Source organism: Microbacterium algihabitans, from assembly GCF_032464975.1.
Lineage (GTDB): Bacteria > Actinomycetota > Actinomycetes > Actinomycetales > Microbacteriaceae > Microbacterium > Microbacterium algihabitans.
Genome location: NZ_JAWDIU010000002.1, coordinates 134819 through 149991, shown reverse-complemented (window position 1 = coordinate 149991; position 15173 = coordinate 134819). Strand labels below are relative to the sequence as shown.

Annotated in this window: 21 protein-coding genes and 2 tRNA genes; 10 read left to right on the top strand and 13 right to left on the bottom strand. The window is 69.8% G+C overall.

The genetic code is table 11. The features are described 5' to 3' along the window. Positions 1-17: 17 nt before the first annotated feature. The 3 genes from RWH43_RS07975 to RWH43_RS07965 are packed head-to-tail and all read right to left on the bottom strand — an operon-like array spanning position 18 to position 1143. Complete coding sequence (locus RWH43_RS07975) at positions 18-500, bottom strand: DUF2017 family protein (protein ID WP_260979783.1); 483 nt, start codon at positions 498-500, stop codon at positions 18-20. Continuing rightward, positions 497-796 carry an ATP-dependent Clp protease adapter ClpS gene (gene clpS, locus RWH43_RS07970; protein WP_307211442.1) on the bottom strand — a complete coding sequence of 100 codons (300 nt, stop codon included), beginning with the start codon at positions 794-796 and terminating at the stop codon, positions 497-499. The genes RWH43_RS07975 and clpS overlap by 4 nt, the downstream gene beginning before the upstream one ends. Beyond that, on the bottom strand, positions 796-1143 hold the full coding sequence (locus tag RWH43_RS07965) for a metallopeptidase family protein (RefSeq protein WP_316001335.1): 348 nt from the start codon (positions 1141-1143) through the stop codon (positions 796-798). The genes clpS and RWH43_RS07965 overlap by 1 nt, the downstream gene beginning before the upstream one ends. A 197-nt stretch (positions 1144-1340) precedes the next feature. Between RWH43_RS07965 and RWH43_RS07960 the strand changes: the two genes are divergently transcribed. Beyond that, positions 1341-1787 carry a winged helix-turn-helix transcriptional regulator gene (locus RWH43_RS07960; protein ID WP_144834994.1) on the top strand — a complete coding sequence of 149 codons (447 nt, stop codon included), beginning with the start codon at positions 1341-1343 and terminating at the stop codon, positions 1785-1787. On the opposite strand, the gene RWH43_RS07955 is transcribed toward RWH43_RS07960, so the two are convergent. The 3 genes from RWH43_RS07955 to orn all read right to left on the bottom strand — a co-directional run bounded on the left by RWH43_RS07955 (position 1768) and on the right by orn (position 3389). Next, positions 1768-2457 carry an SDR family NAD(P)-dependent oxidoreductase gene (locus RWH43_RS07955; protein ID WP_316001175.1) on the bottom strand — a complete coding sequence of 230 codons (690 nt, stop codon included), beginning with the start codon at positions 2455-2457 and terminating at the stop codon, positions 1768-1770. The genes RWH43_RS07960 and RWH43_RS07955 overlap by 20 nt on opposite strands. A gap of 193 nt (positions 2458-2650) precedes the next feature. Continuing rightward, a tRNA-His gene (locus RWH43_RS07950) sits at positions 2651-2726 on the bottom strand. Positions 2727-2762: 36 nt separating this feature from the next. Further along, positions 2763-3389 carry an oligoribonuclease gene (gene orn / locus RWH43_RS07945; RefSeq protein WP_251506855.1) on the bottom strand — a complete coding sequence of 209 codons (627 nt, stop codon included), beginning with the start codon at positions 3387-3389 and terminating at the stop codon, positions 2763-2765. A gap of 61 nt (positions 3390-3450) precedes the next feature. Between orn and RWH43_RS07940 the strand changes: the two genes are divergently transcribed. Next, positions 3451-3786, top strand: coding sequence for a hypothetical protein (locus RWH43_RS07940; RefSeq protein WP_316001174.1), 336 nt, complete (start codon positions 3451-3453; stop codon positions 3784-3786). A gap of 262 nt (positions 3787-4048) precedes the next feature. Here RWH43_RS07940 and RWH43_RS07935 read toward each other — a convergent pair whose 3' ends face one another. Both RWH43_RS07935 and RWH43_RS07930 read right to left on the bottom strand, forming a co-directional pair. Next, on the bottom strand, positions 4049-4264 hold the full coding sequence (locus tag RWH43_RS07935; RefSeq protein WP_316001173.1) for a hypothetical protein: 216 nt from the start codon (positions 4262-4264) through the stop codon (positions 4049-4051). Positions 4265-4300: 36 nt separating this feature from the next. Beyond that, positions 4301-4373, bottom strand: a tRNA-Arg gene (locus RWH43_RS07930). A 104-nt stretch (positions 4374-4477) separates the two neighbouring features. Between RWH43_RS07930 and RWH43_RS07925 the strand changes: the two genes are divergently transcribed. Beyond that, on the top strand, positions 4478-4687 hold the full coding sequence (locus RWH43_RS07925; RefSeq protein WP_154096540.1) for a methyltransferase: 210 nt from the start codon (positions 4478-4480) through the stop codon (positions 4685-4687). A 120-nt stretch (positions 4688-4807) separates the two neighbouring features. Here the strand turns inward: RWH43_RS07925 and yczE are convergent, their stop codons facing one another. Then, entirely contained in the window at positions 4808-5416 is a 609-nt protein-coding gene (gene yczE / locus RWH43_RS07920) for a membrane protein YczE (protein ID WP_316001172.1), read from the bottom strand. A 61-nt stretch (positions 5417-5477) separates the two neighbouring features. Between yczE and yczR the strand changes: the two genes are divergently transcribed. Next, positions 5478-6896, top strand: a complete 1419-nt coding sequence (gene yczR, locus RWH43_RS07915; RefSeq protein WP_316001171.1) for a MocR-like transcription factor YczR — start codon at positions 5478-5480, stop codon at positions 6894-6896. Between the two features lie 5 nt (positions 6897-6901). On the opposite strand, the gene RWH43_RS07910 is transcribed toward yczR, so the two are convergent. Next, positions 6902-7159 carry a hypothetical protein gene (locus RWH43_RS07910; RefSeq protein ID WP_186325583.1) on the bottom strand — a complete coding sequence of 86 codons (258 nt, stop codon included), beginning with the start codon at positions 7157-7159 and terminating at the stop codon, positions 6902-6904. Between the two features lie 205 nt (positions 7160-7364). Here RWH43_RS07910 and RWH43_RS07905 point away from each other — a divergent pair, with 205 nt between their 5' ends. The 4 genes from RWH43_RS07905 to RWH43_RS07890 all read left to right on the top strand — a co-directional run bounded on the left by RWH43_RS07905 (position 7365) and on the right by RWH43_RS07890 (position 10749). Next, complete coding sequence (locus RWH43_RS07905) at positions 7365-7883, top strand: single-stranded DNA-binding protein (RefSeq protein WP_186325584.1); 519 nt, start codon at positions 7365-7367, stop codon at positions 7881-7883. Between the two features lie 91 nt (positions 7884-7974). After that, on the top strand, positions 7975-8481 hold the full coding sequence (locus RWH43_RS07900) for a DUF6993 domain-containing protein (protein WP_186325585.1): 507 nt from the start codon (positions 7975-7977) through the stop codon (positions 8479-8481). Positions 8482-8540: 59 nt separating this feature from the next. After that, positions 8541-10220: an energy-dependent translational throttle protein EttA gene (gene ettA / locus RWH43_RS07895; RefSeq protein ID WP_144835008.1), complete on the top strand. Its 1680-nt coding sequence runs from the start codon at positions 8541-8543 to the stop codon at positions 10218-10220. Next, entirely contained in the window at positions 10213-10749 is a 537-nt protein-coding gene (locus RWH43_RS07890) for an acyl-CoA thioesterase (protein ID WP_144835010.1), read from the top strand. Before ettA ends, RWH43_RS07890 begins: the two co-directional genes overlap by 8 nt. Positions 10750-10866: 117 nt before the next feature. On the opposite strand, the gene RWH43_RS07885 is transcribed toward RWH43_RS07890, so the two are convergent. Continuing rightward, positions 10867-11736: an acyl-CoA thioesterase gene (locus RWH43_RS07885; protein WP_230704722.1), complete on the bottom strand. Its 870-nt coding sequence runs from the start codon at positions 11734-11736 to the stop codon at positions 10867-10869. Positions 11737-11790: 54 nt separating this feature from the next. Here RWH43_RS07885 and RWH43_RS07880 point away from each other — a divergent pair, with 54 nt between their 5' ends. Both RWH43_RS07880 and RWH43_RS07875 read left to right on the top strand, forming a co-directional pair. After that, entirely contained in the window at positions 11791-12459 is a 669-nt protein-coding gene (locus tag RWH43_RS07880) for a DUF8185 domain-containing protein (RefSeq protein ID WP_144835013.1), read from the top strand. Positions 12460-12650: 191 nt separating this feature from the next. Next, a complete protein-coding gene (locus RWH43_RS07875; protein WP_154096543.1) occupies positions 12651-13478 on the top strand; it encodes a cation-transporting ATPase in 828 nt (275 codons plus the stop codon). On the opposite strand, the gene RWH43_RS07870 is transcribed toward RWH43_RS07875, so the two are convergent. Together RWH43_RS07870 and RWH43_RS07865 are read right to left on the bottom strand one after the other, a co-directional pair. Further along, on the bottom strand, positions 13479-13928 hold the full coding sequence (locus RWH43_RS07870; RefSeq protein WP_144835017.1) for a globin: 450 nt from the start codon (positions 13926-13928) through the stop codon (positions 13479-13481). Continuing rightward, entirely contained in the window at positions 13925-15166 is a 1242-nt protein-coding gene (locus RWH43_RS07865) for a mechanosensitive ion channel family protein (RefSeq protein WP_144835019.1), read from the bottom strand. The genes RWH43_RS07870 and RWH43_RS07865 overlap by 4 nt, the downstream gene beginning before the upstream one ends. Positions 15167-15173 lie beyond the last annotated feature (7 nt).

Genomic DNA, 15173 nt, shown 5'->3' with positions numbered 1-15173 from the left:
CCCCGCCGGGGAGCGTCTCAGCGTCGGTCGAGCGCCGTCATCAGCCCGTCGAGGCGATAGCCGATCCAGTCGTACACCCCGAAGCGCGGGTCGTCGGGGTGATGGTCGTCTTCGGTCCGGATGCCGAGGCGCGTGGCCAGCACGAGGCGCAGCGCCGACAGCGTCCGCATCCAGGCGAGGGCCTCGGTCTCGCCGAGCGCGATGGTGATCGTCGCGTCGGGATCGTCTTCGGCTGAGCGATCGCCGCCGTCGAGGCCGAGCGTCTGCAGGAGCACCGCGGCATCCTGAGCCCGCCTCTCGAGCAGGTCGCCCCCCGTCAGCCGGCGGAACTCGCGACTCGCAGCCTCGTCGTCGGGGTAGGCGTCGGGCAGCAACCGCGCGACGGCGGGGTCGTCATCAGCCCGCGAGTCGGCCAGCAGGTCGCGGAACTGGCCCACGATCCCGGCGAGATGGAGGGCTTCGAGACCACTGATCTCGAGCACGACGATCCGCTCGCTCACGAGGGGTCCTTCCTGACGGTGGCCCAGAGGCCGAAGTCGTGCATGGCCTGCACGTGCGCCTCCATGACCTCGCGCGGACCGCGTGCGACGACAGCGTGACCGTCGTGGTGCACAGCGAGCATGAGGCGGTGGGCGGTGGGAGTGTCGAACCCGAAGTAGGTGCGGAAGACGTGGCTCACGTAGCTCATGAGGTTCACCGGGTCGTTCCAGACGACGGTCTGCCACGACGACGGCGGCTCGGGGGTCGTCTGCTGATCGCGTTCGATGTCGAGATCGGGCGTCGCGAGCGGGGCCATCACGCCCACCCCAATTCGTGCAGTCGGTCGTCGTCGATTCCGTAGAAGTGTGCGATCTCGTGCACGAGGGTGGTGTGGATCTCGTCGCGCAGCGCGGTCTCGTCGTCGCACACCGCGAGGTGCGGTTCGCGGTACAGGATGATGCGGTCGGGGAGCTCGCCGACGCCGTAACGATCGCGTTCGGTCAGGGCCCAGCCGTCGTACAGCCCGAGCAGATCGAGCGATCCGTCTTCCGGGCGGTCCTCGACGACGAACACGACGTTGTCGAGGCCGTCGACCATGTCGTCGGGAAGCCGATCGAGCTCGTCGACGACCAGCGCCTCAAATGCGTCAGCATCGAGCTGCAGAGTCGCGGGCGCGTCGACGTCGTCGTGCACGGCGGGCCTCCCGGGGTCTTCGGCCGTTCCAGCGGATGCCGCGGGCGCGAGCCATGGCATCCGGCTTCGATTCTACGGGCGCGGGAGGCCGATGCGCCGGAGATCGGCCGCCTTACGCACCGATCGTGCGGTTAGGCTCGTGAGGGACGACGACGGAGGGGGTCGCCATGGCGGCGAAGCGGGCGATCAGCGGAATCTGCCGTGATTGGCCCGCCGAGAGCGGGTTCATCCGCGAGGTGTTGGACCGCATCGGCGACAAGTGGACGATGCTCGTGGTCAGCACGCTCGGCGAGCAGTCGCTGCGCTATTCCGACCTGCACGCGAGCATTCCGGGCATCTCGCAACGCATGCTCACCGTGACGCTGAAGGCCCTCGAGCGCGACGGCCTGCTCACCCGAACGGCGTACGCCGAGGTACCCCCGCGCGTGGAGTACGAACTCACCGACCTCGGACGCTCGCTGGGTGCCGCCGTCCGGGCGATGGCCGTGTGGGCTGCGACGAATCACGAGGCCGTCGCGGCCAGTCGTGCAGCCCACGCTGAGGGCGGCGTCGGCCGAGAGGGCGCTCGGCGTGCGCGCTCCCGGCCGGGGCCTGTCATCGCTCCGGCGTCGTGACGATCAGCTCGTTCGTCGAACGGTCGACGTAGAGCTCCCAGTAGCGCTCCGCGATGTCGCGCGCGGGGAGGAAGGGGCCTCCGAACGACGGCTGCTCGTCGGCGATCATGAGCGCGATCGCCACGTGGGCGACGAAGACGCCCGAGTCCGCCAGCGAGGTGCCCACGTTGAGCGCCCAGTTGCGGAGGGCCGCCCCGCCGACCGTCACGTTTCCGTACCGCGGCACCGGGTAGACCGAACCTGCTCCCGTGGTGAAGAACAGTGCGCCCGCGCCCGTCGCCAGCATCTCGGGGAGCACTTCGTCGGTCGCCGTCATCGCGCCGTAGAGGTAGTACTCGATCTGCGGCTGCACGTTCTGCGCGGTGGTCGCGCGGATGTCGACCGGGGCGAGGGGGCCGGCCGAGGCGTCGGCGGGGGAGTACTCGAGCACGTCGATGGCGCCGAACCGGTCGCGCGCCGCGGCGAGGGCCGACCGCAGGGCCGGGCGGTCGAGGACATCGGCGGCGAACCCCGCCGCCGTGACGCCCTCGGCCGCGAGCTGCGCGACGAGACCGTCGAGCGTGGCGGCATTGCGGGCGATGAGGGCGACGTCGAACCCTTCGGCTCCGAATCGTTTCGCGAGGGCGAGCCCGAGTCCGGGTCCGGCGCCGATGATCGCGATGGTGGGCATGCGTGTTCTCCGTTCGTGGATGGCGCCGCGCAGCGGCGCCGGAGGTGTCGGGAGCCAGTGTGCGCGGGTGCGTAGACGGGTACAAAAGGCACATCGAGGTACCTGAGACGCCCGGATCACCGTCGGGGGGAGAAGCCGATGGGCGGGGAACGACGAAGGCCCGGGAGCGATGCTCTCCGGGCCTTCGTGAGGTTGGGGTGGCTAACGGGACTTGAACCCGCGGCCCCCGCGACCACAACGCGGTGCTCTACCAACTGAGCTATAGCCACCATGTGTCTGCCGCAGCAGACAACTGAACGATTATGTCATACGTCCAGTGCGAACGACGACACGGCCGAGGCCGAGACGGCCTTCGCTTCGTCGCTCGTGGGGCCCGGCTGCGGCACGAAGACCGCGGCGCGGTAGTAGGCGAGCTCGCGGATCGACTCGAGGATGTCGGCCAGGGCGCGGTGCCCGCCGTTCTTCTTCGGAGCCTGGAAGTAGGCGCGCGGGTACCAGCGGCGCGACAGTTCTTTGATGCTCGAAACGTCGACGTTGCGGTAGTGCAGCCAGCGGTCGACGCGCGGCATGTACTTCGCGAGGAACATGCGGTCGGTGCCGATCGTGTTGCCGGCCAGCGGCGCCTTGCCCTCGATGGGAGCGAAGCGCTGGATGTACTCGAGCACCTGGAACTCGGCGTCTGCGAGGCTCACGCCGTGGGGGATCTCGTCGAGCAGGCCCGACGAACGGTGCATCTCGGTGACGAACTCGCCCATGTTGGCGAGGGCCGAGGCGTCGGGCTTGATGACGATCTGGAACCCGGGGTCGAGCACGTTCAGCTCGAAATCGGTGATGACGACGGCGATCTCGACCAGTTCGTCGACGGCCAGGTCGAGGCCTGTCATCTCGCAGTCGATCCAGACGAGCCGGTCGTTCTCGGAGGCGTTTACCATCCCCACATCCTACTGACGGGGTACGACATCGGATCTGGTCCCCCAGACACGATTCGAACGTGTGACCGGCGTCGCGACCTATGCTGCGATGGTGCGCGATATCACCCAGCAGGTGGAGCCCAAAAGGCGACGACGGTCTCTGGTTGTGTCGGCGGTTTTCCACGGCCTCGCATTCACGATCATGACGGCGCTCCTCATCTTCCGGATTGCGGCGGGAAATGCAGTCACCCCGGTCGTTTTCGTGGGTGGCTTCCTGGTCATCATGGAGCTCGTCCTGTTCGTCTGGGCGCTGCAACAGATTGGCCGGCGGACTCAGCCCGGTGACCGGATCGTTGACGTCCGGGCGATCGCGCCGGGACGGCGGCTCGACCACGAGGTCGACAGGCGTGAACAGTAGTCTCGGCCCATGGACAAGGCGTCGCTGCTCTTCACCGCCGGTGTGATCCCCTTGGGAGCGGCCACTATCGCCTTCGCGGGCGCAGGTTGGTGACTGGCTGCTCTGTGCGCCGGAGCTGCCGCCGGGCTGTGCTTTTCCTGTCGCGCCGTGCTGCTGCGGAGCGAGGCATGCCGCACGACGATGGCGCGGATGACCAGGGGCTCTAGCTTCTGATGCACCGCGTGGTGTCAGAGCTCACCGCCTGACCCCGTCTGAGAAGCGCTCAGCCACCACGGGCGCTGGATCGCTCCTCGCGCGGTACGACCGGCGGGTTGTAGAAGCATGTCGCGAAAACCACAGCGAGGCCGGCGATGTGGAGCGCGAACCCGACCGTGCGCCACGACCCTTCGGACAGATAGCCGAGGACCATGCCACCGACCCATGCGACGATGCCGCAGGTGACCAACAGGCGCTTGATGAGAGTGCGACGTTTGTTCACCGCGCGGAGCCTCCTCAGGCTCGATGGGGGACAACGTCCCCCAGACACGATTCGAACGTGTGACCGGCGGATTAGAAGGCCGCTGCTCTATCCACTGAGCTACTGGGGGTCGGCGACCAGGATATCGCCCGGCGCTCCGGCGCGTGCGCCAGCCCCTGGCGGACACCGCCGCGGCGGGCGTACCCTCCCGGCAACGAGAGCAAAGGAGCACTCATGTCAGACACCGTGACCAAGCGCCTCTGGGTGGCCTACGGCCCGGCGGGCGTCGTCGGGAAGATCCAACGGGATGCCGAGGGCTTCAGCGTCCACATGGCGGGCAAGGACGAGCGGCTGGGCGTCTACCCCACGATGGAGATCGCCAAGAGCGCCCTTCACTCGCATCTCAAGCCCGGCAGCGACCGGCCGGAGTTCCGGGAGCACTGAGAGACGGGCGCCCCGTCCGTGCCGTAGCCGCCGGGCGGGGCGTCCCCCTGCCTGCGACAGGCGCGGCAGGTGTCGCCGCCTGCCCGCGTGGGGTGCGGACGGTGTCGCCTCGTGCGCGCGTTATGTTCGGGCCGCGCGGGTCGCCCGGGGCGCGGGCTTCGGGGCGGCGAGCAAGGGCATCGCGATGTGCACGAGGGGGCCGATCCCGAGCGCGAAGACGACGGTGCCGATGCCCACGGTGCCGCCCAGGAGCCATCCGAGCACGAGGACGGAGCCCTCGACCGACAGGCGGCACGCCCAGATCGGCCAGCCGAAGCGCGCGTGCATGCCGGTCATCAGTCCGTCTCGCGGCCCGGGGCCGAAGTGGGCTCCGATGTACAGACCGGATGCGAAGGCCACGATCACGACGCCGGCGACGAGCATGAGCACCTGCAGCCACAGCACGTCGGGGTGGGGGAGGACCCCCAGGGTGAGCTGGATGCTCGTGCCCACCAACAGAATGTTGGCCACCGTGCCGACCCCGGGCTTCTGACGCAGCGGGATCCAGAGCAGCAGGACGCACAGTCCGATGATGTTGGTCACCCATCCGATGCCGATCCCCGTCACGCGGGAGACACCCTCGGCGAACACGGTCCACGGGTCGACCCCGAGGCCGGCGGCGATGGTGAAGGCACAGCCGACGCCGTAGAGGACCAAGCCGACGAAGAGACGGGTGATGCGGGATGCCATGAAGAGATCCAATCACGCGATTGGAATCAAGCCATAAGGCCAATTGCGATAATCTGGCCGCATGGACTCGCGCATCTCTACTCGTACCCTCGCATCCGCCCTCGGGGGGTGGCGGGGAAGTGGTCCTGCGTACGAGGCGCTGGCAGACGGCATCCGCCTGCTCTGCCTCGACAACAGGCTCGCTCCCTCGACGGCGCTGCCCGCCGAACGCGAGCTCGCCGCCGCCCTGCACCTCAGCCGGACGACGGTTGCGGCCGCGTATCGCAGTCTGCGCGACTCCGGACACATCGAGAGTCTGCGCGGAAGCGGGAGCGTGACCCTGCCCCTGCGGCGCACGGACCCCGGTCGGCACGACACCGACGACGTGGCCATCGACCTGCAACAGGCCAGCCCTGCCGCGTGGCCCGGCCTTCCGGCGATCGTGCAGGAGGTGATGCAGGATGCGCCGGCGCTGGTCGCACGCATCGGATACGACGTCGTGGGTGACCTCGGTCTGCGACAGGCGATCGCTGACCACTACGCCCAACGAGGGCTCGCGACCACACCCGACCAGATCCTCGTGACGACGGGCGCGCAGAGCGCGATCCACCTGATCGCGTCGGTCCTTGTGGGCCGCGCCGACCGGGTCATGCTCGAGACGCCGACCTACCCGCACGCGGCCGACGCGTTCCGCCGCGTCGGCGCTCGCCTTATCGGTGTGCCGGTGGACCCTGCGTCGGGGTGGGATCTCGAGCGCGCCGAACAGAGCTTCGCCCGCGCGCTGCCCACGCTCGCCTATCTCATGCCCGACTTCCAGAACCCGACCGGTCGGACGATGACCGCCTCGGAGTCGGACGCCTTCCTCGCGGGGGCGCGATCGGCGGGCACCGTGCTCGTGCTCGATGAGACCACCGCCCAGCTCGACATCGACCGCAGCTCGGGATCCGCGCCGTTCGGCGACGATGACCGGATCGTGCGGGTCGGATCCCTCGGCAAGACGGTGTGGGGAGGTCTGCGCGTGGGATGGGTGCGCGCGGCGCCCGAGATCGTGCGCCGCCTGGCCAGCGGCAGACCCGTGCACGACTTGGGAACTCCCGAGATCGAACAGGCAATCGCGGCGCGCATCGTGCCGCGACTCGACGAGATCGCTCGCCAACGGGGAGAACTGCTGCGCGCCGGACGCGACACCTTGGTGGCGGGGCTGCGGACACTGCTGCCGGAGTGGCAGGTGCCCGATGTCAGCGGCGGCGTCTCGCTGTGGGTCGGCCTCGGCGACCCGCTGAGCACCCCTCTCGTGATGAACGCCCGGGCCCGCGGGCTCGCACTGTCGGCGGGATCGCGGTTCGCTGTGGAGGGCGGCCACGATCGCCACCTGCGCGTGCCCTTCACCGCAGCCCCCGCCGCTCTCGAACAGGCCGCGCGCATTCTGCGCGACGCGTGGGACGACGTGCGCGGGGGACGGACGGCTGCTCCGCGCGAGGACTTCGCCACCGTCGTCTGACGCGGTCATCGCGCGTAGCGCAGGCATTCGACGGCGTCGCTCGACGACCAGAACTCGCCGAGTCTGCGGAAGCTGCCCGAGGCCGTGTGGAAGCGCTCGGCCGCGTACCGCCAGCCGCCGTCGGCCGCGATCGCGCGGATGTGGCCCACGACGATGCCGCGCGGATCGGCGATGCGCCACAGGCCCGCGGCGACGTGGGTCGCCGCGCCCCACCCGGCCGGGCGCGGTGCCGGGGCGAGGTCGTTCCAGAGTGCGGTGCTCATGGCCGTCACGGTAGACCGGACCTCCGACATCGCTCGTCGCGCGGTCGATGGACGCTTCTCCCCGCTGGACGGATCGTTCGGGTTATCCACAGATCGGCGGTTTCCCTCGGCGGCGCCCTCGTCGTTCCCGTCAGTCTTGCCGTGGCTCCGGCACCCGTCGGGCACACGGGTGCCGGAGCGCACACCACGACGAGAGGACACACGCATGAGCGATCACATCACCCTGGTGGGGAACATCACGGGCGAGTTGGACCAGCGGGCGACACGCGGGGGCGAGACCATCGCCGCGTTCCGGCTGGCGGTGGGCGAGCGAAAGCTCGACCGGGAGCGCGGAGAGTGGGTGGACGGCCACACCAACTTCTACAACGTCTCGGTCTTCGGAGACCTGGGCGCGCACGCGCTCACCTCTCTGCGCAAGGGGCAGCGGGTGATCCTCACGGGGAGACTGCGGGTGCGCGAGTGGGAGAACGAGACCAAACGAGGGGTGAGCGCCGACGTCGTCGTCGATGCCATCGGCCACGACCTGCGCTGGGGGACCTCCCAGTTCACGCGCACGCCGCGCCCGCAAGCGGCGGTCGAACCGTCGGCGCACACGCCGACCGGCGCAACCGACGCCGACGGCTGGGCGGTTCCGGGCGCGGAGGTGGAGAGCACGCCGTCCGATGCCGGCGAATCGAGGCAGCCGGCGCTCGTGAGCGCGGAGGGGGGTGCGGGCCCGTTCTGAGGGCTGCGGCGGCGACGGGGACGGCGGCGAGGCGGCGGCGACGACGAAGGCACGGACGGGGTCGCTCGGGCGTATCCGTAGACTCGACCGCGTGGCTCGCCTTCTCGCTCGTCCTGTCGCCGTCCTCGCCCTCGCGGCCGCGCTGGGTCTCGCCGGCTGCACCGCGTCGCCCGCACCCGAGGCCGTGACCACGCCGGACGCCGCACCTCCGGTCGCCAGCGCCGCACCGACCGACGGGAGCACGTCCTCGTCGGCTCCTTCGGCCGATGCCTCCACGTCCGCGAGCGCTGCCGCCGCCGAGCTGCCGCGGTTCACGCAGACCGTGCAGTCGGTCTGGTCGGGTCCCGATCAGGTCTCGGGTCGTGCCTACATCGACGCTTTGGTGGCTGCCGGCTTCGACAAGTCGGCGATGCAGGTCACCGCCGACGCGACGACGGTGGGCAACCCCGCCGAGAGCATCACCTTCTCGGTGCGCCTGGGCGACGAGTGCCTGGTCGGCCAGGTCGGACCGTCGATCGGCAACCCCGTCACCTCGGTGCTGCCCGCCCTGTCGTCGGGTGGATGCCTGATCGGACAGACGCGCGCCATCAACTGGTGAGCGGGGCGGCCCCCGCTCTCGTCGGTGCGCGGCGTCACCGCCCCTAGACTGGAACGGATATGGCCGAATACATCTACTCCATGGTCCGCGCCCGCAAGGCTGTGGGCGACAAGCTGATCCTCGACGACGTCACGATGTCGTTCCTGCCCGGTGCCAAGATCGGCATGGTCGGCCCGAACGGCGCCGGTAAGTCCACGATCCTCAAGATCATGGCCGGTCTCGACACCCCCTCCAACGGCGAGGCCCGCCTGAGCCCCGGCTTCACGGTCGGCATCCTCATGCAGGAGCCCGAGCTCGACGACAGCAAGACCGTGCTCGAGAACATCCAGGACGGCGTGGCGATCAAGCCCAAGCTCGATCGTTTCAACGAGATCTCCGCCCTCATGGCCGACCCCGACGCCGACTTCGACGCGCTGCTCGCCGAGATGGGCACGCTGCAGGAGGAGATCGACGCCGCCGACGGATGGGACCTCGACTCCCAGCTCGAGCAGGCCATGGCCGCCCTGCGCACGCCCCCGGGCGACGCCTCGGTCGTGCCGCTCTCGGGTGGTGAGCGCCGCCGCGTCGCACTCGCGAAGCTGCTGCTGCAGAAGCCCGACCTGCTACTCCTCGACGAGCCCACCAACCACCTCGACGCCGAGAGCGTGCTCTGGCTCGAGCAGCACCTGCAGGCCTACAAGGGTGCGGTCATCGCGATCACCCACGACCGGTACTTCCTCGACAACGTCGCGGAATGGATCGCCGAGGTCGACCGCGGCCACCTGTACCCCTACGAGGGCAACTACTCGACCTACCTCGAGAAGAAGGGCCAGCGGCTCGAAGTCCAGGGCAAGAAGGACGCCAAGCTCGCCAAGCGCCTCAAGGAAGAACTCGAGTGGGTGCGCTCCAACGCCAAGGGTCGACAGGTCAAGTCGAAGGCCCGCCTCGCCCGTTACGAGGAGATGGCCGCCGAGGCCGAGCGCACGCGCAAGTTGGACTTCGATGAGATCCAGATCCCCGCGGGTCCGCGTCTCGGCGGAATCGTGATCGACGCCAAGAAGCTCGAGAAGCGCTTCGGCGACCGCTCGCTCATCAGCAACCTGAGCTTCAACTTGCCGCCGAACGGCATCGTCGGTGTGATCGGCCCCAACGGTGTCGGTAAGACGACACTGTTCAAGACGATCGTCGGTCTCGAGCCCCTTGACGGCGGATCGCTGAAGATCGGCGAGACCGTCAAGATCAGCTACGTCGACCAGTCGCGCGCGAACATCGACCCCGAGAAGACGCTGTGGGAGGTCGTGTCCGACGGGCTCGACATCATCACCGTCGGCAAGACCGAGATCCCTTCGCGCGCCTACGTCTCGAAGTTCGGTTTCAAGGGACCCGACCAGCAGAAGAAGGCCGGCGTGCTCTCCGGAGGTGAGCGCAACCGTCTGAACCTGGCGATGACGCTGAAAGAGGGCGGCAATCTCCTTCTGCTCGACGAGCCCACCAACGACCTCGACGTCGAGACCCTGAGCTCGCTCGAGAACGCGCTGCTCGAGTTCCCCGGTTGCGCCGTGGTCATCACGCACGACCGGTGGTTCCTCGACCGCATCGCGACGCACATCCTCGCCTACGAGGGCACCGAGGAGCACCCCGACCAGTGGCACTGGTTCGAGGGCAACTTCGAAGCCTACGAGGCGAACAAGGTCGAGCGTCTCGGCGCCGACGCGGCCAACCCGTCACGGTCCACCTACCGCAAGCTCACGCGTGACTGACGCGAGCACCACCAGCGAGGGTCCGGCTCCGGCCGGGCCCTCGCGGCTGCACGTTCCGATCCACCTCCGGTGGGGCGACCTCGACGCGCTCGGACACGTCAACAACACGTCGATGCTCAAACTGCTCGAAGAAGCGCGCCTCCGCGCGTTCTGGCGCGGCGACGGCGAGGGCGAGGCGCTCCCCACGGCCGTGTTCGACATGAGCGTGCTCGAAAGCGGCGGTGAACGCGCGACGCTCATCGCCCGGCAGGAGATCGAATACCTCCGCCCGGTCCCGTACAGCCAGCGTCCCCTCGACGTGCGCATGTGGATCGGTGCGATGGGCGGCTCGAGCGCCGACATCTGCTTCGAGGTCTACAGCCCCGCCGGCGACGCAGCCCCCGTGCTCTATGCACGTGCGACCGCCGTCGTCGTGCTCGTCGACACCGCCAGCGGTCGTCCCATCCGCTGGAGCGAGACCGAACGTGCGGCGTGGGGCCCCTATGTCGGCGACCCGATCGAGTACCGCCGGCGCTCCAGCAAGGGCTGACGGCGAGCGGCACAGCCCCCGCGAGACGCTGACCCGAGCGAGTCGGGGCGTCGACGTCACCGCCGCGATCGCCGAAAGATCCCGGATGCCGTGAGGCCGCGGCATCCGGAAGCTCGATCACTCGCGCGGGACGCGCACCATGACCTCCTGGGCGACGCTCGCGACGAGGACGCCCTCGCGCGTGTAGATGCGTCCGGTCGACAGACCTCGGCCGCCGCGGGCGTTGGGCGACTCCTGCACGTAGAGCAGCCAGTCGTCGACGCGGGCCGGGCGATGCCACCACATCGCGTGGTCGAGACTTGCGACGCGGAGACCCGGCGCACTCCACGCGACGCCGTGCGCGCGCAGGATGGTCTCTTGAATGGTCAGGTCGCTGAGGTAGGCGAGGGCCGCGCGGTGCACGGCCGGGTCGTCGCCGACGGTACGACGCAGCTTCATCCACACGGCCTGCCGGGGAACGTGCGGTCCTTCGACCGTGGCGTACACGGATGACCCGACGTGACGCACGTCGACCGGGCTCGCCGACAGGATGCGGCGGCTGATCGGGTGCAGGCTCTCGGCGTCGACCGGCGCGGTGTCTTCGGGTTGCGGGATGCCCTCGGGCATAGGCTCGAAGTGCTCGAGGCCGGGGTCTTCGTCTTGGAACGACGCGATCATCGAGAAGATCGGCACGCCGGCCTGGAACGCCTGAGTGCGACGCGTCGAGAACGAGCGCCCGTCGTGGATGCGATCGACCGAGAACGTGATGCCGTCGGCGGGGTCACCGGGCCGCAGGAAATAGCCGTGCATCGAGTGCACCGTGCGCTCGGGCGGCAGGGTGCGAGAGGCCGCCACGATCGTCTGGGCGAGCACCTGCCCGCCGTAGACGCGGCCCGTGGGCATGGCCTGCGACACGCCCGTGAAGATGTCTTCGGTGGTCCGGGCGCCGGCGTCGCGGAGGTCGAGCACCGCGAGCAGAGACGCCACGGGATCGATGGCGTCGGTCACGCTGACTCCCGTTCCGGCGCGGCGAGGTGCGCACCACTTGCTAGTTTAGAGCGGGTGTCCGCCCGCCTGTTGTTCCCCGACCCGCAGGCGGCAGCCGACCTGCTCACCTTCGCCAGTCGCACGATCCGTCTCGGTGACGGAACGGTGCGTCTGCGTGCACGCGGCGGTGTGCTCGTGACGACCGCTGCGCCGCTCGCTCCCCGTGGACTGATGGACAGCACGCCCACCGTTCTCGGGTTGCGCGTGTCGGCCATCGACCCCGAGCTCGAGTGCGATGTCGTCGTGGACGCGTCGGCGCTGCTGCCCGCGGCCGACGATGCGAACGCCGTCGTGCTGCCCGAGACCGCCACGTCGCCGGCGTGGGCGGGCATCTCTCCGCCGCAGGGCGGGTGGGAGCAGACGGATGCCATCGACGCCGCCGTGCTCGCCGCGCGTGCCCAGTACGGGGTCGCCGCCGTCGCCGACGCCCTCCCCGCCGACGCGGGTGAGGACGTGGTGCGGGTCATCCGCGCGCAGGTGTGGGGACAGGCCGACGAGGCATTGGCCGGGTTGCCGCTGGGAGTGGCCTTCGCGGCCTTCGCGCTGGGCTTCATCGCCGGCGGCGAAGAGGCGCCCGTGCGCCGCAGCGGCGCGTGGACGCGCGTGAGCCTCGCCCGCGGGCACGTGCTTGTGCGTGGACCGGTGCGCTCGGGGCTGACCGCGGTGCGCGCCACCGGCAGCTGACCCGCACTCCCGGGCGTTCGTCCAGGAAGCGCAAAGGTGGCCGCCTTACGGTGGAGGTCAGCAAGGGGAGTACTCCCGACACGGCGTATCCGTCATCACGAGTCCACGGTTGGATTCCGGGTAGGTCGGTCCGTAAGGGCGGAGGAGACCTTGACGTCGCGGCAGCATGCCGCCCGTCGAGAGGTATCCCCGTGGTCTCGTTCTCCCGTCTGTTCGACATCGCCTCCAAGGCCGCCGGCAAGGCCTCGGCCGCGAAGAGCAGCCCTTCCGCCTCGGGAAGCCGCGATTGGCGCGACATGGTCCGCTCGGCCGCCGACGCCGTGACCGGCGACGCGCGCACGCGGACCCCCGGCGCACCTCCCGCCGACGCCGCGGATCGGTACGCCCCGCCCGCGGTGGGCCGCCGCACGGCATCCGGAACCGCCCTTCCAGCCGAGGACCGCGCCGCCATCGCGCGCTACGACTACCTGCTGCGCACGGCCGACCCCGACCGCGTCGAGCAGATGCACCGCGAGGCCTTCGCCCGGCTCACCCCGGCGCAGCGCGCGCACGTGCGGGAGCGGATGTATGCCGAGCTCTCACCTCACGAGCGGCCCCGGTCCGACGCGCCCGACGACCTCGCGCGCACCGCGGCCCGGGCCGAGGCGGCGCGGCCGGGGCGCATGTCGTCCCTGCTCGCGCAGGCCGGGAAGGGTGGTCTGATCGGCGCCGGTGTCGTCGGCGCGGGCGGCCTGCTCGCCGCGGTGGCGGGAGGCGCGATCGTCAGCGCGGTCGCCGCGCCCCTGCTCGCCCAGGCGATGCAGTCCGGGGTCGACTTCACGGGGCTCGCGGAGGGCGTCGACCTCGAGGCCATGGCATCCGGAGTCGATCTTGCCTCGCTCGCCGAGGGAACGGGCATCGGCGAATGGGTCGGAGGGGCTCAGGATGCCGTGTCGGGAGCGGGCGACCAGATCAGCGGGTTCGGCGAGAGCCTGTCGAACTTCGACATCCCCGGCTTCGGAGACTTCCTCGGTCGGTGATCAGTCGCTCGCGCGGACGGGCAGCCCCGTATCGGGGCGCCCGTCCTGCTGCGGGCCGATACCGCGCGGCTCGAACGTGTTGACCATCGCGTAGGCGGCGCGCTCGAGGTAGTCCCACAGCGGCGCCTCGAACGCCGGCGGCAAGGCGATCTCGTCGACGGCGACGCGCATGTGCTGGAGCCAGCGGTCGCGCGCGTCGGGATCGACGTGGAACGGCATGTGGCGCATGCGCAGGCGCGGGTGTCCGCGCGTCTCGCCGTAGGTCGTGGGGCCGCCCCAGTACTGCGCGAGGAAGAGCGTGAGCCGTTCGGCGGCGGGACCGAGGTCTTCCTCGGGGTACATGGGCTTCAGCACCTCGTCGGAGGCGACGCCGCGGTAGAACGCGTCGACGAGTCGGCGGAAGGTGTCCATCCCACCGACCTGCTCGTAGAAGCTGACGGGCTCGGTCACGAGGTGCCTTCCTCATCGGCCCGCGTCGCCGGGGGCGTCGGCTTGGGCGCGTCGGTGCCGGGAGCGGTCTTCCCGGGGAGATCGAGGGTGGTCGTCGGGGCGGCGTCGTGCACCGGTGCCTTCGTGACCTTCGACTCGCCCGCCGCGTCGGCCTGCTCGTCGGTCACGTCGTGCTTGTTGCGGCGCGGACGCCACACCGGGCGACTGGCGGCGGGGGAGACCGGGGTCTCCTTCGTCTTCGGCGGGTGGGCGCCGCGCACGCTCTGCGCGCCCTCGGCCCCGGTGAGCACGATCGAGTTCAGTTGGGGGAGCGCGATGCCCATCGCGTCGATCGCCCGCTTCAGCCGAGCCCGCAGCTCACGGGCCACGTCGTCCTTGGCACTCGAGCGGGTCTTCATGACGAGGCGGATGACGAGAGCGTCGCCGCTGATCGACTCCAGGCCCCAGATCTCGGGCTGCTCGATGATGCGCGAGCGCCACTTCGTCTCTTTGGCCATCGTCTTGGCCGCGGACAGCATCGCTTTCTCGACGTCGTCGATGTCGGCATCCACCGGCACGGCCAGGTCGATGATGACCCGCGACCAGCCCTGCGACATGTTGCCGATGCGCGTGATCTCGCCGTTGCGCACGTACCAGAGCGTGCCGTTGACGTCGCGGACGTGCGTGATGCGCACGCTGACGAACTCGACGATGCCGGTCGCGAGTCCCAGGTCGACGACGTCGCCGATGCCGATCTGGTCTTCGGCGACGATGAAGATGCCGTTCAGCACGTCTTTGACGATGTTCTGCGCGCCGAAGCCGAGGCCCGCGCCGATCGCCGCGGTGAGCAGCGTGAGCGAGGCGAGGGCGTTCGGGGCGACGATGCCGGCGATCCAGACGAGCGCCACGATCACGAGGATGACGTTGACGATGTTCTGCAGAATCGTGCCGAGCGTGCGCGTGCGCTGCACCAACCGCACGGCGCTGAGCGGGGAGCGATCGAGGGCCTGCGTGTCGTCGACGCGGGCCTTGCTCTTCGCCCCGTTGACGATGCGGTCGACCACGCGGCGGATGATCACGCGCAGGATCCAGGCGGCGACGGCGATCCCGATGATGATCCCGAGGATCCGCAGCAGCACTCCGCCGAAGCCCAGCAGCTGATCGCCGATCCAGGCCCAGGTGTCGAGATTGGTCAGGTCGCTGGGGGAGGTGATCGTGGGCGACGGGGACGGTTCGAGGTTTTCGGCGAGTACGAACATCGGATCC

Excerpts from the sequence above, each read along its gene's own strand:
- clpS (WP_307211442.1), bottom strand. The coding sequence starts at position 796 with ATGGCCCCGCTCGCGACGCCCGATCTCGACATCGAACGCGATCAGCAG.
- RWH43_RS07960 (WP_144834994.1), top strand. The coding sequence starts at position 1,341 with ATGGCGGCGAAGCGGGCGATCAGCGGAATCTGCCGTGATTGGCCCGCC.
- RWH43_RS07955 (WP_316001175.1), bottom strand. The coding sequence starts at position 2,457 with ATGCCCACCATCGCGATCATCGGCGCCGGACCCGGACTCGGGCTCGCC.
- orn (WP_251506855.1), bottom strand. The coding sequence starts at position 3,389 with ATGGTAAACGCCTCCGAGAACGACCGGCTCGTCTGGATCGACTGCGAG.
- RWH43_RS07925 (WP_154096540.1), top strand. The coding sequence starts at position 4,478 with ATGTCAGACACCGTGACCAAGCGCCTCTGGGTGGCCTACGGCCCGGCG.
- yczE (WP_316001172.1), bottom strand. The coding sequence starts at position 5,416 with ATGGCATCCCGCATCACCCGTCTCTTCGTCGGCTTGGTCCTCTACGGC.
- yczR (WP_316001171.1), top strand. The coding sequence starts at position 5,478 with ATGGACTCGCGCATCTCTACTCGTACCCTCGCATCCGCCCTCGGGGGG.
- RWH43_RS07910 (WP_186325583.1), bottom strand. The coding sequence starts at position 7,159 with ATGAGCACCGCACTCTGGAACGACCTCGCCCCGGCACCGCGCCCGGCC.
- RWH43_RS07905 (WP_186325584.1), top strand. The coding sequence starts at position 7,365 with ATGAGCGATCACATCACCCTGGTGGGGAACATCACGGGCGAGTTGGAC.
- ettA (WP_144835008.1), top strand. The coding sequence starts at position 8,541 with ATGGCCGAATACATCTACTCCATGGTCCGCGCCCGCAAGGCTGTGGGC.
- RWH43_RS07865 (WP_144835019.1), bottom strand. The coding sequence starts at position 15,166 with ATGTTCGTACTCGCCGAAAACCTCGAACCGTCCCCGTCGCCCACGATC.